Annotated in this window: 14 protein-coding genes and 1 riboswitch; of the genes, 9 read left to right on the top strand and 5 right to left on the bottom strand. The window is 73.7% G+C overall.

Annotated features, from left to right (window positions below):
- The first annotated feature begins 27 nt into the window (after positions 1-27).
- Positions 28-660, top strand: coding sequence for a response regulator (locus ACIQFU_RS17910; RefSeq protein WP_402552535.1), 633 nt, complete (start codon positions 28-30; stop codon positions 658-660).
- Between the two features lie 197 nt (positions 661-857).
- Here the strand turns inward: ACIQFU_RS17910 and ACIQFU_RS17905 are convergent, their stop codons facing one another.
- The gene (locus ACIQFU_RS17905) at positions 858-2312 is read right to left on the bottom strand and encodes an MFS transporter (RefSeq protein ID WP_402552533.1); all 1455 of its coding nucleotides are present in this window, start codon (positions 2310-2312) and stop codon (positions 858-860) included.
- A 256-nt stretch (positions 2313-2568) separates the two neighbouring features.
- Here ACIQFU_RS17905 and ACIQFU_RS17900 point away from each other — a divergent pair, with 256 nt between their 5' ends.
- The 5 genes from ACIQFU_RS17900 (at position 2569) to ACIQFU_RS17880 (ending at position 7742) form a co-directional block, all read left to right on the top strand.
- Positions 2569-4326: an MFS transporter gene (locus ACIQFU_RS17900; protein ID WP_402552532.1), complete on the top strand. Its 1758-nt coding sequence runs from the start codon at positions 2569-2571 to the stop codon at positions 4324-4326.
- 306 nt (positions 4327-4632) lie between these two features.
- Positions 4633-5301, top strand: a complete 669-nt coding sequence (locus ACIQFU_RS17895) for a class I SAM-dependent methyltransferase (RefSeq protein WP_402552530.1) — start codon at positions 4633-4635, stop codon at positions 5299-5301.
- A 22-nt stretch (positions 5302-5323) separates the two neighbouring features.
- Positions 5324-6328, top strand: a complete 1005-nt coding sequence (locus ACIQFU_RS17890) for an N-acetylmuramoyl-L-alanine amidase (RefSeq protein ID WP_402552528.1) — start codon at positions 5324-5326, stop codon at positions 6326-6328.
- 158 nt (positions 6329-6486) lie between these two features.
- The gene (locus ACIQFU_RS17885; RefSeq protein WP_402552527.1) at positions 6487-7350 is read left to right on the top strand and encodes a hypothetical protein; all 864 of its coding nucleotides are present in this window, start codon (positions 6487-6489) and stop codon (positions 7348-7350) included.
- A gap of 107 nt (positions 7351-7457) precedes the next feature.
- On the top strand, positions 7458-7742 hold the full coding sequence (locus tag ACIQFU_RS17880; protein WP_402552525.1) for a hypothetical protein: 285 nt from the start codon (positions 7458-7460) through the stop codon (positions 7740-7742).
- A 30-nt stretch (positions 7743-7772) separates the two neighbouring features.
- Here the strand turns inward: ACIQFU_RS17880 and ACIQFU_RS17875 are convergent, their stop codons facing one another.
- The 3 genes from ACIQFU_RS17875 to ACIQFU_RS17865 are packed head-to-tail and all read right to left on the bottom strand — an operon-like array spanning position 7773 to position 10992.
- The gene (locus tag ACIQFU_RS17875) at positions 7773-8870 is read right to left on the bottom strand and encodes a prenyltransferase (RefSeq protein ID WP_402552523.1); all 1098 of its coding nucleotides are present in this window, start codon (positions 8868-8870) and stop codon (positions 7773-7775) included.
- Positions 8867-9601 carry a class I SAM-dependent methyltransferase gene (locus ACIQFU_RS17870; RefSeq protein WP_030399678.1) on the bottom strand — a complete coding sequence of 245 codons (735 nt, stop codon included), beginning with the start codon at positions 9599-9601 and terminating at the stop codon, positions 8867-8869. Before ACIQFU_RS17870 ends, ACIQFU_RS17875 begins: the two co-directional genes overlap by 4 nt.
- Entirely contained in the window at positions 9595-10992 is a 1398-nt protein-coding gene (locus tag ACIQFU_RS17865) for a glycosyltransferase family 4 protein (RefSeq protein ID WP_402552521.1), read from the bottom strand. Before ACIQFU_RS17865 ends, ACIQFU_RS17870 begins: the two co-directional genes overlap by 7 nt.
- 172 nt (positions 10993-11164) lie before the next feature.
- On the opposite strand from ACIQFU_RS17865, the gene ACIQFU_RS17860 reads away from it, so the two are divergent.
- Positions 11165-11827 carry a TetR family transcriptional regulator gene (locus ACIQFU_RS17860; RefSeq protein WP_402552520.1) on the top strand — a complete coding sequence of 221 codons (663 nt, stop codon included), beginning with the start codon at positions 11165-11167 and terminating at the stop codon, positions 11825-11827.
- Positions 11828-11838: 11 nt separating this feature from the next.
- Here ACIQFU_RS17860 and ACIQFU_RS17855 read toward each other — a convergent pair whose 3' ends face one another.
- Positions 11839-12510 carry a phosphotransferase gene (locus ACIQFU_RS17855; protein ID WP_402552519.1) on the bottom strand — a complete coding sequence of 224 codons (672 nt, stop codon included), beginning with the start codon at positions 12508-12510 and terminating at the stop codon, positions 11839-11841.
- Between the two features lie 100 nt (positions 12511-12610).
- A riboswitch (cobalamin riboswitch) is annotated at positions 12611-12701 on the top strand.
- Between the two features lie 130 nt (positions 12702-12831).
- Between ACIQFU_RS17855 and ACIQFU_RS17850 the strand changes: the two genes are divergently transcribed.
- The gene (locus tag ACIQFU_RS17850) at positions 12832-14079 is read left to right on the top strand and encodes a prenyltransferase/squalene oxidase repeat-containing protein (RefSeq protein WP_402552518.1); all 1248 of its coding nucleotides are present in this window, start codon (positions 12832-12834) and stop codon (positions 14077-14079) included.
- Complete coding sequence (locus tag ACIQFU_RS17845) at positions 14076-14732, top strand: SCO2322 family protein (protein WP_402552516.1); 657 nt, start codon at positions 14076-14078, stop codon at positions 14730-14732. Before ACIQFU_RS17850 ends, ACIQFU_RS17845 begins: the two co-directional genes overlap by 4 nt.
- The last annotated feature ends 27 nt before the right edge of the window (positions 14733-14759 follow it).

The following is a 14759-nucleotide window of genomic DNA, read 5'->3' as shown; positions in this document are numbered from 1 at the left end:
CGCACCGGAGCGCCCTACTCTTGCCCCGTGACCGACCAGACGCCGCGCTCCCACCCCGTCCGCGTCCTCCTCGCCGAGGACCAGGGCATGATGCGGGGCGCGCTCGCGCTGCTGCTCGGCATGGAGGAGGACATCGAAGTGGTCGCACAGGTGCCGGCCGGGGACGAGATCGTCGCCGCCGCGCTGGCGCACCGCCCCGACATCGCCCTCCTGGACATCGAACTGCCGGGCCTGAGCGGCCTGGACGCCGCCGCCGAGCTGCGGGAGCGGCTGCCCGGCTGCCGGGTGCTGATCCTGACCACGTTCGGCCGCCCCGGGTACCTCAGACGGGCCATGGAGGCGGGCGCCGCCGGTTTCCTGGTGAAGGACGGCCCGGTGGAGGGGCTGGCCGGGGCGATCCGCCGGGTGCTGGCCGGTGAGACGGTCGTCGACCCGGCGCTCGCCGCGGCCGCGCTCAGCGCGGGGCCCAGCCCGCTCACCGGGCGGGAGTGCGACGTGCTGCGGGCCTCGGCGGACGGTGCGACGGTCGCGGACATCGCCGCGGTGCTGCATCTGTCCGAGTCGACCGTCCGGAACTATCTGTCCGCCGCGATCGGTAAGACCGGGACCCGCAACCGGGCGGAGGCGCTGCGCGCGGCTCGGCAGCGGGGGTGGGTTTGAGCGGGCGGGGTTGGTGAGGTGCGGCCTCGGCCGCGGGGCGGGTTGGTGAGGTGGTTTATCGGCTGCCGGCCGGTGGGGGTTGCTCGCGCAGTTCCCCGCGCCCCTCAGGACGCGCCCCTTCGGGGTGCGTCTCCTCCGGGCGCGTCTCTTCGGGGTGCGTCTCCTCGGGGCGCGTCTCCTCAGGGCGCGTTCAGACCTCAGCGCGCTCGGTCCTGGCGCGTGCTGGCGCGTGCCTTCGGCAGCCACGCCCACATCAGCACCGCCGCGGCGAGCAGGACCGCCGACGCCGTGCGGAACACCAGCGCGTAGCCGTCCGTCAGCGCCGCCGGGCCCGCGTTCTCGCCCCCGGAACGGGTCGCCGCGATCGTCGACATCACCGCAAGGCCGAGTGAACCGCCCATCGTCCGGGAGGTGTTGATCAGCCCGGAGACCAGTCCTGCGTCCCCGGGGGCCGCGCCGGAGATGGCCAGCGAGGCCAGCGGGGTCGCCGCCATGCCCGCGCCCAGCATCATCAGCACGCCGGGAATCATGATCGCGGTGAGGTAGCCGCCGTCCGCGGTCATCGTCGACTGCCAGCCGAAGCCGACCGCCGCGACGAGCGTGCCGAGCACGGCCACGTTCCGCGCCCCGAGCACCGGCAGGAACCGCGGGGCGGCCTTGGAGCCGAGGATGACGGCGAGGGAGCTGGGCACCAGGGCCAGACCGGCCTCCAACGGGGAGTAGCCCAGGACGTTCTGCGCGTACAGCGTCATGAAGAACCACATCGAGAACATCGACGAGCCGGACACCAGCATCGCCACGTTCGCCGACGCCACCGCCCGCAGCCGCAGCAGGGCGAGCGGCATCAGCGGCGCCGCCGTCCGCGCCTCGACGAGGAGGAAGAGCCCGAGCAGCGCGAGGCCCGCGAGCAGCGGTACCAGCGTCGCGCCCGCCGCCCACCCCTCGGACTCGGTCTGCGAGATGCCGTAGGCCAGCGTGGCCAGTCCGGTGGTCACCAGCAGGGCGCCGGGCAGGTCGAGGCGGCGGCGCTCGCCGCCCCGGCTCTCGGTCAGCCACAGCACGGCGCCGGCCAGCACGACCGCGCCGACGGGCACGTTGATCAGCAGCACCCAGCGCCAGGACAGCCCGTCCACCAGGACGCCGCCCACCAGACCGCCCGCGGCCCCGCCGCCCGCGCCCACGGCGGTCCAGGTCGCGATCGCCCGGGCCCGGGCCGCGCCCTCCGGCACCGCGGCGGTCAGGAGCGTCAGCGTCGAGGGGGCGAGTACGGCGGCGCCGAGGCCCTGCACGGCCCGGGCGGCCAGCAGCTGCCAGCCCTCCTGGGCGAGTCCGCCGCCCAGCGAGGCCAGGGTGAAGAGTCCGAGCCCGACCAGGAACATGCGCTTGCGTCCGTAGAGGTCGCCGGCCCGCCCGCCGAGCAGCATGAACCCGGCGAAGGCGATGGCGTAGGCGTTGACCACCCACTGGAGCCCCTGCGCGCTCAGCCCGAGGTCGGTCCGCATCGACGGCAGGGCGACGTTGACGACGGACACGTCGAGTACGACCAGGAACTGTCCGGCGCAGGCGAGCGCCACGACCAGCCAGGTCGGTGGCGTGCGGCGCGGGGATATGGGACGGGCGGCGGTGGGCGGGGTGCCGGTGGTTTCGAGCATAGGTGTCATGGTCTCAACCCGGGTCTGCCCCTTGCATCGGTTTTTGGTCCCCGGCCCGCCCCGGGACCGTCCTAGGACCTGAGACGTAGGCGGCCGGCCGGTGAACCGCGTATACGCGGGTTGCCAAGAGAAGGTCAAGAATTAGTTAGGGACTCGAAGCAACGGAATAGTTGCCCCGGCGCACGAGGTTCAGCCTGCACACACACGAAGACCGCAGACACGTTTTCGCCGACTCCCGGCCTGGAGGCCCCACCCCATGTCCCACACGACGACCGACGAGCCCGTGCGGCGAGCGAGCGGGGCCACCGTCCCGGTGCTCGCGTTCGCGGGCATCGTCGTCGCGGTGATGCAGACCCTGCTGGTCCCGGTCATCAAGGACCTGCCCCGACTTCTGGACACCTCGCCCAGCAACGCCACCTGGGTTCTGACCTCCACGCTCCTGTCCGGAGCCGTGGCCACGCCGATCATGGGCCGGCTCGGCGACCTGTTCGGCAAGCGCCGCATGCTGATCGCCAGCCTGTCGGTGATGGTCGTCGGCGCGCTGCTCAGCGCGCTCACCGACGCCCTGGTCCCGATGATCGTCGGACGTACGCTCCAGGGCTTCGCGATGGGCGCGATACCCCTCGGCATCGGCCTGATGCGCGACATGCTGCCCCGTGAGCGGCTCGGCTCGGCGATGGCGCTGATGAGCTCCTCGATCGGCGTCGGCGGCGGACTGGCACTGCCCGCCGCGGCCCTGGTCGCGCAGCACACCGACTGGCACGCCCTCTACTTCGGCGCCGCCGGTCTCGGCGCCCTCTCCATCGCGCTGACCCTCCTGGTCGTGCCGGAGTCCCCGCTGCGCGCCAAGGGCTCCTTCGACCTGCCGGGCGCGCTGGGCCTGTCCGCCGGGCTGATCCTCTTCCTCCTGCCGATCAGCAAGGGCAGCGACTGGGGCTGGTCCTCGCCCACCACGCTCGGCCTGTTCGCCGCCGCCGTCGTGGTGCTGCTCCTGTGGGGCCTGATGGAGCTGCGCGTCGCGGCTCCGCTGGTCGACCTGCGCACCACCGCCCGCCGCGAGGTCCTGCTCACCAACCTCGCCTCGATCATGGTCGGCGTCTCCTTCTTCGTCATCTCCCTCGTCCTGCCGCAGCTCCTCCAGCTGCCCTCGGAGACCGGTTACGGCCTCGGCCGGTCGATGGTCGTCGCGGGCCTGTGCGTGGCCCCGCTGGGCCTGACGATGATGTTCACCGCGCCGGTCTACGCCCGGCTGTCCGCCCGCTACGGCCCCCGCACCACCCTCATCATCGGCCTGGTGGTCATCGGGATCGGCTACGCCGGCGGCCTGGGACTGATGAGCGCCGCCTGGCAGACCGTCCTCACCTCGGTCCTGATCGGCGCGGGCATCGGCCTGGCCTACTCCTCCCTGCCCGCCCTGATCATCGGCGCGGTCCCGGCCTCGGAGACCGGCGCGGCCAACGGCCTCAACACCCTGATGCGGTCCATCGGCACGTCGGTGTCGAGCGCCGTGATCGGCATGGTGCTCGCCAACACGTCGAACGACGTGGGCGGCGTCGCCGTCCCGACCATGCACGGCTTCCGCCTCTCCTTCGTGATCGCGGCCGCCGCCGTCGCCGTCGGCCTGGTGCTGGCCTTCTTCCTGCCCCGCCGCAGCCCGTCGACGGTCTCGCAGCTGCGCGCGAGCAGCGAGGAGGACGCGAACCTCGCCCGCGCCGAGCAGGCGCTCGCCGCGGCAGGGCAGCCGCCGCACGGCTTCCGCGGCCGGGTGCTGGCGGCCGACGGCGCCCCCGTCGCGCGCGCCAAGGTCACGCTGATCGACCGGCACGGACGGCAGGCGGGCGCGACCCTCTCCGCGGACGACGGCGGCTACGCCCTCGCCGTGCCCGCCCGGGGCCCGTACGTCCTGGCCGCCCGAGCCGCGGGCCACGCCCCGCTCGCCCACGCGGCGACCCACGGCGGCGACCGCCCGGTCGACCTGGACCTGTCCCTGCCGGCCGAGACGGTCCCCGCCTGACCTCCGGCCCCCGCGTCCCCTGCCGCACAACAGGCAGGGGACGCGGCAGAACGTGAGGCACCGGCCCCCAGACCCGTACGTCCTGGCCACCCGCGCCCCCACACCCACCCACGCCGGCTCCCACCCCGTCGACCTGGCCGGGGCCGGAGAGTCAGGCGAGGACCGTTTCGGACGGCAGGGAACGTTCAGGTCGGGTCGCCCCGGACCGGCCCCGGTCTGTCCTCGTGCCCCCTGTCGCACCGTGCGGCAGGGGGTGCGGCAGCATGGGTGCCGGCACCAGCCCCGCACGACCACCGAAAGGCCCACATGACCGCGGCCCCCGCCTCCAGCCCCGCCCCCGCGCCGGACGTCCTGGCCGCCTTCGAGGCCGCGAAGGGGTTCATGCCGGCCCACGAGGGCCGCGCGCTGTACGCCGCCGCCGTGGAGGCGGGCGGGCTCGGGCTGCCGCTGCTGGAGGTCGGCACGTACTGCGGACGCTCCACCGTCCTGCTCGCCGACGCGGCCCGCCGGGCCCGGGTCACCGCGCTCACCGTCGACCACCACCGGGGCAGCGAGGAACAGCAGCCGGGCTGGGACTACCACGACCCGGAGACGGTCGACCCGGAGCTGGGGGTGATGGACACCCTGCCCGCCTTCCGCCGCACCCTGCGCCGGGCCGGCCTGGAGGAGCACGTGGTCGCCCTCGTGGGCCGCTCCCCCCAGGTCGCGGCCCTCTGGAACTCCCCCCTCGGCCTCGTCTTCGTCGACGGCGGCCACACCGACGAGCACGCGGGCGCCGACTACGAGGGCTGGGCCCCGCACGTGGCCGACGGCGGCCTGCTGGTCATCCACGACGTCTTCCCGGACCCGGCCGACGAGTTCACCGGCCAGGCCCCGTACCGCGTGTACCTCAGGGCGCTGGCGTCCGGCGCGTTCACCGAGGTCTCCGTGACCGACTCGCTGCGCGTCCTGCGGCGAACCGGCACGGGGATCTGAGGGCGCGGTTAGAGTCGCTGACGTGTCGTACACAGGCCCGGACTTCGAACCTCCCCAGCGCCGCCGCTCCCCGCTGCGCCGCCCCCTGACCGTGGCGATCGCCGCGCTCGTGCCCGGGGCGCTCCTCGGGTGGGGGGTGTACGCGGCGGTCGGCGGCCCGGACGACGGCGACACGGGCGGCTCCGACCGGGCGGGCGCCGTACGGACGTCGGCGGCGCCGTCCGCCGGCGCGTCCTCGCCCGGCGATTCCGCCTCCGCCTTCCCGCACGGCGACGACGGCAAGAAGCCCGCGGGTTCCTCCCCCGCCCCCACCTCGAAGACGTCGCCGTCCGCCGCTCAACCCCCCGCCTCGGGCCCCCTCAAGGGGAAGGTCGTCGTCATCGACCCCGGGCACAACCCCGCCAACTTCCAGCACGCGTCCGAGATCAACCGAAAGGTGAACGTCGGCACGCACTGGAAGGAGTGCGACACGACGGGCACGGCCACCAACGCGGGCTGGCCCGAGGCGAAGTTCACCCTCGACGTGGCCCACCGGCTGCGCACCCTCCTGGAGGCGCAGGGCGCCACCGTGAAGCTGACGCAGGACGGCGACCGCCCCTACGGCCCCTGCGTGGACGAGCGGGCCCGGATCGGCAACGAGGCGCACGCGGACGCGGCCATCTCCATCCACGCCGACGGGTCGGGGGCCGGCAACCGCGGCTTCCACGTGATCATGCCGGGCCCGGTGCACGAGGGCGCCGCCGACACCCGCGCCATCGCGGCGCCCTCCGCCGAACTGGGCAAGCGCGTCGCGGGCAACTTCGTGCGCGTCACGGGCACCGCACCGTCCAACTACCTCGGCGAGGGCACCGGCCTGGTCACGCGCACGGACCTGGGCGGTCTCAATCTGTCAACGGTTCCCAAGGTGTTCATCGAGTGCGGCAACATGCGCGACAGCAAGGACGCGGCCCTGCTGACCAGCGGCAGTTGGCGACAGAAGGCGGCGCAAGGGATGTCTGAGGGAATCGTGAGTTTCCTGCGCGGGTAGTGACCGGCGTCCCGATCCCTGCGGACAGCCCCGAGGTCCGGACGATAGTGTCGTCCGTACGATGAGGGGCCACCCCCGCGCTTCACACCGGAACCTTTCGGCGCCATCGTGACAGCGACGCCTCTACCGACGACGAGACGACCTACGAAGGACCTGAAGTGAATATCCGCTCCCTCACTCGAGGCGACGGCGTGGTGATCGGAGCAGCGGTGTTGCTGTTGATCGCGTCGTTCCTCGACATCTACTCGATCGACGGTGCGCCGGACAGCGCCGACATCCCCAGCCTGTGGGGCAGTGGCTCGGTCGTGCTCGGTGTTGTCCTGGCGGGCGTCATCGGCGCCGCGCTCATCGTCGTGAACCGCGCCATGCCGCAGCCCAAGAAGGTGGCCGGTCTCGACCTCGGCCAGTTCGGCGTCGCGTTCACGGTGTTCGCCGCCTGGTGCGCGCTCGGCAACATCTTCGACCCGGCGGGCGCCTTCGACAACGACGGGGGCCTGAGCAACATCGGGGCCGGAATCGGCCTGATCCTCGCCCTCGTCGCCACGCTGGTCATGGCCGCCGCGGCCGTGGCCACGCCGCTGGTCCCCGCGCTCAAGGGCTCCCTGGTCCCGGCCGCCCGTCCGGCCGCGCCGCAGCCCTACGGTGCCCAGCCCCAGGGTGGTTACGGCTACCCGGGCGCCCCGCAGCAGCCGTACGGCGGTCAGCCGGGCCAGCCAGGTCAGCCGGGGCAGCCCGGTCCGGCCTTCGGCGGTCAGCCACAGCCGGGGCAGCCGCAGCCCGGTCAGCCGCAGGCTCCGCAGCAGGCGCAGGCGCAGCCGGCCGGGGACTTCTCCCCGTTCTGGTTCGCCGTGCCGGTGCCGCGTCCGCTGTTCGCGGAGGACGGCTCGCCGTCGCCGATCGCCGAACTGGCGCCGGGTACCTGGTACCTGGCCGTCGAGCAGCGCGGTGCCAACCTGGTCGCCCAGACCCAGGACGGCCGCCGCGGCGTGCTGCAGGACACCTCGGGCATCCAGCGCGGCTGACGGCGCCACCGCGTCGAAAGCGTCAACGGCCCCTCTCCCGGTACCTGTTCCGGGAGGGGGGCCGTCCGCGTAGGTTTCCTCCGGGCCTGGGCGGCCATACGGAAGGCATGTCCAGATACCACGGTTCGAACTCCGCAGGCAGGGCCGTCGCGATCGTCGCGGACATCATGGCCCTCATTCTCGGCCTGTGGATCCTGATGTACCTGTTGGACGCCAACCGGGCCAACGACCTGGTGCGGTTCGTCCATGACGCGGCCGACTGGCTGGCCGGCTGGTCGCGGGACCTGTTCACGTTCGACGAGGCGTGGGCCCGCGTCGTCGCCGGCTACGGACTGGCCGCGGTCGTCTACCTTTTCGTCGGCCACGCCGTCGCCAACCGTCTGCACCGCTGACCGGTTCGGCAGCGGGCCGGGCTGCCGCGTTCAGACGCAGCAGTCCGGGTCCAGTCCCCTGGGCAGCCGGTCGCCCGCGAAGACCTGGCAGGTGGCCTCGTGGCCGCCGAGCGCGGCGACGGCGAGCAGCAGTGAGCCGGCCGTCCAGGTGGTCAGTTCGCGGGGCCAGATCGCCTCGTCCTCGAAGACGTAGCCCGTCCAGTACAGGCCGCTGTCCGCGTCCCGCAGGTGCTGGATGGACTGGAGGATCTCCAGGGCGTGGTCGGACTCGCCGACCGCCCACAGGGCGAGCGCGAGTTCGGCCGACTCACCGCCGGTCACCCACGGGTTGGGGACGACGCAGCGCACCCCGAGGCCCGGCACCACGAAACGGTCCCAGCTCTCCGTGAGGCGGCTCCTGGCCTCCGTGCCGGTCAGCGCGCCGCCGAGGACGGGGTAGTACCAGTCCATCGAGTAGCGGCCCTTGTCCAGGAACCGTTCCGGGTGGCGGCGGATGGCGTGCCTCAGCGCGCCCGCCGCCAACTCCCAGTCGGGCTGCGGTTCTTCGCGCTGTTCGGCGATGGCGAGCGCGCAGCGCAGCGCGTGGTGGACGGAGGAACTGCCGGTCAGCAGCGCGTCGGTGGTGTCCGTGCCGTCGTCGTCGCGGCGCCAGCCGATCTGCCCGCCGGGCTGCTGGAGGCGCAGCACGAATTCGACCGCCGCGTGGACGACGGGCCACATCCGGTCCAGGAAGGTGTCGTCGCCGGTGGCGAGGTAGTGGTGCCAGACGCCGACGGCGGCGTAGGCGACGAAGTTGGTCTCCCGGCCGCGGTCGGTGACGTCGGCGAAGTCCCCGTCGGCGTAGGCGGCGTACCAGGAGCCGTCCGGGTTCTGGTGCCGGGCCAGCCAGGTGTAGGCCCGCTCGGCGGCCTCGTGCTCGTCGGCCGTGTCCAGGGCCATCGCCGCCTCGACGTGGTCCCACGGGTCGAGGTGGTGCCCGCGGAACCACGGGATCGCGCCGTCCTCGCGCTGTACGGCGAGGATGCCGCGGACGGTCGCGGCGGCCTCGGCGTCGGTGAGGACGCCGGGCAGGACGAGGTGTTCGGTGCGGGGGGTGCGGGGCGTGCCGCCGGTGCGGGGCGAGGTCACGCGGCGTCCACCGCCGGCAGGTGCGGCTTGGTCGCGTAGGCCACGAAGCTCTTGCCGATCAGCGGGTTCAGCGCCTGCTCGGCGACCCGGGTGGCCAGCGGCTTCTTCATGATGTCCCACACCAGCAGCTTGTGGTACGCCCGCACGGGCAGCGCCTTGTCGTTGTCGACGCCGAAGGCGCACTTGAGCCACCAGTACGGCGAGTGCAGGGCGTGCGCGTGGTGGGTGCCGTACGGCTTGAGGCCGGCCTCGCGGATGCGGGCGAGGAGCTGGTCGGCGCGGTAGATGCGGATGTGGCCGCCCTCGACCTCGTGGTAGGCGTCGGAGAGGGTCCAGCAGACCTTCTCGGGGCCGTAGCGCGGCACGGTGATCGCGATGCGTCCGCCGGGCCTGAGGACGCGGACCATCTCGGCGAGGACGCCCTTGTCGTCGTGGATGTGCTCCATCACCTCGGAGATGATGACGACGTCGAAGGACTCGTCGGGGAAGGGCAGGGCCAGCGCGTCGCCCTCCATGGCGGTGGCGGTGGCGCCGGCCGGGGCCTCGCCGGCCTCCTTCATCGCCGCGAACCACTTGGCGACCTCGCGGATTTCCTCGGCGTTCTGGTCCAGCGCGACGACCTGGGCTCCGCGCCGGTAGCACTCGAACGCGTGCCGGCCGGCGCCGCAGCCGAGGTCCAGGACGCGGTCGCCCGGGGCGAGCGGGAACCGGGAGAAGTCGACGGTCAGCACGTGGCCCTGCTTTCGGGGTAGACGCCGGTGTCACCGGTGGTCGGGGTCGGGGGCACGGCCCCCTGGGTGGCCGTGGCGGAGGGGCGGTGGCCGATGGCCTCGCGGTAGCGGGCGACCGTGCCCTCGGCGGCGCGGGCCCAGGTGAAGTGCTTCAGGACCCGTTCGCGTCCGGCCGCGCCGAGCCTGGCCCGCAGTTCGCGCTCGCCGAGCAGCCGGTTCAGCCCGGCGGCCAGCGCCTCCGCGTCGCCCGGCGGCACCGCGAGGCAGGTCTCCCCGTCGGGTCCGGCGACCTCCGGGACGGCCCCGCCGGTGGTGGCGAGCAGGGCGGTGCCGGTCGCCATGGCCTCGGCGGCGGGCAGCGAGAACCCCTCGTACAGCGACGGCACGCAGGCGACCTCCGCCGACCGCACGAGGTCGACCAGTTCGGCGTCGGAGATGCCCTTGACGAACTCGACGGCGTCTTCGAGGCCGTACCGCTCGATCGCCTGCGCGACGGGGCCCTCGGCGGGCCGCTTGCCGACGACGACGAGGTGGGCCCGGGGGTGTTCGGTGCGCGCCTTGGCCAGCGCCTCGACGAGGAAGACCAGGCCCTTGAGCGGCACGTCGGCGCTGGACGTGGTCACGATCCGGCCCGGCACCCGCGGCACCGAGAGGTCGGGCGAGAACAGGTCGGTGTCGGCTCCGATGTGGACGACGTGGATGCGGTCGTCCCGTACGCCGAGGTGGTCGACGATCTCCTGGCGGGAGGTGCCGGAGACGGTGAGTACGGAGGGCAGGCGGCGTGCGACGCGTTTCTGCATCCGGGTGAAGGCGTACCAACGGCGCACCGAGTAGCGGCGCTTGCGGCTGTCGGCGGCGTCCAGCTCCAGCTGCCGGTCGACGGTGATGGGGTGGTGGATGGTGGTGACGAGGGGGGCGCCCACGTCGCCCAGCAGGCCGTACCCGAGGGTCTGGTTGTCGTGGACGACGTCGAAGTCGCCGCGGCGGGCGCGCAGATGGCGCCGGGCGCGCAGGGAGAACGTCAGGGGCTCCGGGAAGCCTCCGGTCCACATCGTGCCGACCTCGAGCGCGTCGATCCAGTCGCGGTACTCGTCGCGCTTCGGGGTGCGGAACGGGTCGGGCTGGCGGTAGAGGTCGAGGCTGGGCAGCTCGGTGAGGGAGAGCCGGTCCTCGCGGCCGTCGAGGACGTCGAGGACGGGGTAGGGCTGGGCTCCGACGACCTCGACGCGGTGGCCGAGGCGGGCCAGTTCGCGGGAGAGGTGGCGGACGTAGACGCCCTGGCCGCCGCAGAACGGGTTCCCCTTGTAGGTGAGGAGCGCGATGCGCAGCGGTGGCAAGCCGTCGGCTGCGGGTTCCGGACGGGGACCCGTCCGACTGGCCTCGGCGGTCACTCTGGGCCCCCTTCTCACTGCGCTGTCCCGCGACACTACGTCGGGACGTTAATCTAGAACAAGTTTCAGACTTGATCGTCAGAGGCTCCGAATCTACCGGCAGGTAGCCGGGCTGTGACGAGTGGATCAGGTGATTCACGCCACGGCGGGAGCACGGCGAGAGGGGGCGCGGGTGACCGAGGCGGACGAGCAGGGGACGGAGGCGCCGGGTCCGGCGCACCGTGCCACCGTCCCTCCCCTCACCGAGCGGCAGCGGGAGCGTCGCGTCCGCATCCTGCACGCGACGGCCCAGCTGGCCTGCCGGGGTGGTTTCGAGGCGGTGCAGATGCGCGAGGTCGCGGAGTCCTCACAGGTCGCCCTCGGTACCCTGTACCGCTACTTCCCCTCGAAGGTCCACCTGCTCGTCGCCACGATGCACGACCAGCTGGAGCGGCTGCACGCCACCCTGCGCAAGAGCCCGCCGACCGGCGAGACGGCGGCGGACCGGGTGGCGCAGACCCTGATGCGGGCCTTCGGCGCGCTGCAGCGCGAGCCCCGGCTGGCCGAGGCGATGGCCCGCGCCCTGACCTTCGCCGACCGCAGCGTCTCCCCAGAGGTCGACCAGGTCTCCCGGCAGACCACGGCGATCATCCTGGACGCGATGGGCGGCCTGGAGAACCCGACCCCGGAGCAGCTCTCGGCGGTCCGCGTCGTCGAGCACACCTGGCTCTCGACCCTGATCACCTGGCTCGCCGGCCGCACCTCCCTGGCCCAGGTGCGGGTGGACATCGAGACGGTGTGCCGGCTGATCGACCTGACGGAGGCCGGGACGGGGCAGGCGGCGCGACGCCCCTGAGGGCCCCGCCGTCAGCCCAGGCGCGCACGGATCAGGGCCTCCGCCGCGGGCAGCAGCTCCACCTCGTCCCGGCTCATGGTCGGGTTGGCCGCCCGTCGCCGCAGCGCCTCGGCGAGACCGTCCGGCGTGAGGGCGGAGGGGTCGGCGAGCAGCGCGGCCAGGGTGCCCTCGACGGGCCCGGACATCGGTCCGCCGGCGGCCGCCACCTGGCCCAGGATCACCGCGGTCATGCCCCAGTCCAGACCCGGGTCGCCCTCCTCGGTGTTGGACCAGTCGATCACCCGTGGCCCGTCCGCCGTGAGGATCACGTTGTCCGGGTGCAGGTCCAGGTGGAGGATCCGCGCGCCCGGGTCGGCGGAGCGGTACGCGGGCACCCGGTGCAGCCGCCGCAGCAGCCCGGCGAGCATGCCGCCCGCCTCCCGGGGCGTCAGCGCCCCGTCCTGCCACGCCCGCAGCATCGTCGGCCCGGTCAGCCGTTCCATGACCAGGTCCGTACGCGGTGATTCCGTGGTGCCGGGCCACACCCGCGGCACGGGGTAGCCGTGCGCCCGCACGTGTTCCATCACCGCGCCCTCGGCCGCCGCGTCCCCGACGCCCTCCCGGTCGCGCCGCAGCACCCGTCCCGCGTCCGCCTCGTACACGTCGGCCGAACGCCCCGCCCCGATCAGTCTCCCCGTCCGCATGCCCGGGAACGTATCCCCCGGCCGGTGCCCCGGTCCCGGCCGCCCCTCGGCCCGGACCCGGCGGGCGGGTAAAGTGGCGGCGTCGTCATCACCCGTACGGGGGGAAGCCGGTGCAATTCCGGCGCTGACCCGCAACCGTGAGCCGTCCGCCGAGCCCCTGTGAGACTCCCGGCCGGTGAGCCGGACTGCCCCGCACGGATGTGACCGGCTCACGTGCCCGGCGCCCGCCGGCGCACGGGCACCGTCGAGGCATACGGGGCCGAGCCGCCGGGGGGTGCCCCGTGCTGCCGGGCCCCGCACAGGGAAAGGCACCCGCCGATCATGAACGTCCGCCGTCGCAGCAGCGCCGCGGCTCTGGCCGCCATAGCCGTGATCGGCGCCGCCACCGCGCCCGCGGTCGCCGCCGATCCGTCGCCGTCCGCCTCCGCGTCCACGCCGGCCGGACTGTACGGGTCCACCGACCCCCAGTACGACGGTGTCTGGCGCCAGTCGCTCGCGCTGCTCGCGCAGGACACGGCGGGCGTCGTCCCGTCCTCGAAGGCCGTGAAGTGGCTCACGGACCAGCAGTGCGCGAACGGCGCCTTCGCCCCCTTCCGCCCCGACCCTGCCAAGGCCTGCGACGCCAAGACCATGGTCGACACCAACAGCACGGCGGCCGCCGTCCAGGCCCTGTGGGCCGTCGGCGGGCACGGCGACGTCGTCGAGGAAGCCCTCGGCTGGCTGAAGTCCGTGCAGAACGAGGACGGCGGCTGGGGCTACAGCCCGGGCACCCCCAGCGACGCCAACTCCACCTCCGTCGTCATCGGCGCCCTGACCGCCACGGAGACGAACCCCGAGGACGTCGAGAAGGGCGGCAAGTCCCCTTACGACGCCCTGCTGACGTTCGCCCTGCCCTGCGCGAAGGACAAGGGCGCGGGCGCCTTCGCCTTCCAGCCCGACAAGGACGGCAAGCTGCTCCCCAACGCGGACGCGACCGCCGCGGGTGTCCTCGGCGCGCTCGGCAAGGGCCTGGTCACCAAGGCCGGTGCCAAGTCCGGCGCCGCCGCCTGCGCCGACGCGGACGAGCCGACCCGCGAGCAGGCCGCCGCCAACGGCGCCGCCCACCTCGCCGACGCGCTCGCCAAGGACGGCCACCTCGTCTCCGCCCTCGGCGGCTCCGCCGACCAGCCCGACTACGGCAACACCGCCGACGCCGTCGTCGCCCTCGCCGCACAGGGCGGCGCGGAGCGGGCGGCCGAGCCGCTGGCCTGGCTGCGGAAGAACGCCGCGAAGTGGGCCGCGGAGAGCGGCCCGGCCGCCTACGCCCAGCTGATCCTCGCCGCCCACGCCACGGGTGCCGACCCGCGCGACTTCGGCGGCACGGACCTGGTGGAACGGCTGAACGCGACGGGCCCGGCCCCGCAGGGGACGACGGCGAAGGACACCGCGTCCGCGAGCGCCGAGGACGAGGCGGAGAAGAAGGACGACGACTCCCCGTTCGGCGTCTGGTGGTTCGTCGGCGTCTGCCTGGTCTTCGGCATCGGCATCGGCTTCCTCCTCAGCAACCGCAACAAGAAGCGGCAACCGTGACCCGCCGCGTCGTCCTCCTCTTCCTGGCCGCGTTCCTGCTCATCGGGACCGCGGGCCAGGCGCAGGCCGCCGGATACCGCTACTGGTCCTTCTGGGAGCGTGACGGCGGGAAGTGGGTCTACGCCACCCAGGGCCCGTCCATGGTCCGCCCCTCCGACGGCGACGTGCAGGGCTTCCGCTTCTCGGTGAGCGAGGACTCGGGCGACGCGGCCCGGCCGCGCGGCACCGCGGACTTCGCGTCGATCTGCGCGAAGACGCCGGCCGAGGAGGGCAGCAAGCGGGTGGCGCTGGTCCTCGACTTCGGTACGGCCCCCGACGCGCCGTCCGGCGAGACCCCGCCGGCCCCACGCACGGCCTGCGCCCGGCTCTCCCCCGACGCGACGACGTCCGACGCCCTGGCCGCCGCCGCCGGCCCCCTCCGCTACAACACCAACGCCCTGCTGTGCGCGATCGCGGGATACCCGAAGTCGGGGTGCGGGGAGCAGGTGTCGGAGAAGGAGGACTCGACGGCCACGGCCACCCCGAGGGCGGCGGAGGACGAGGACGACGCGGACGGCCCGTCGATCGGCCTCTACGCGGGCATAGCGGTGGTGGCAGCCCTGGCCGGCGCGGCAACCTGGCAAGCAAGGCGGCGCAGGAATGCAAGCCGCTGAGCCTGCGGGCAGTCGTGCCGCTGGGGC

Origin of the sequence: Streptomyces sp. NPDC093065 (genome assembly GCF_044754585.1) — a bacterium.
Lineage (GTDB): Bacteria > Actinomycetota > Actinomycetes > Streptomycetales > Streptomycetaceae > Streptomyces.
The sequence above is the reverse complement of the archived record's forward strand: the minus strand, read 5'-3'. Positions and strand labels throughout refer to the sequence as shown.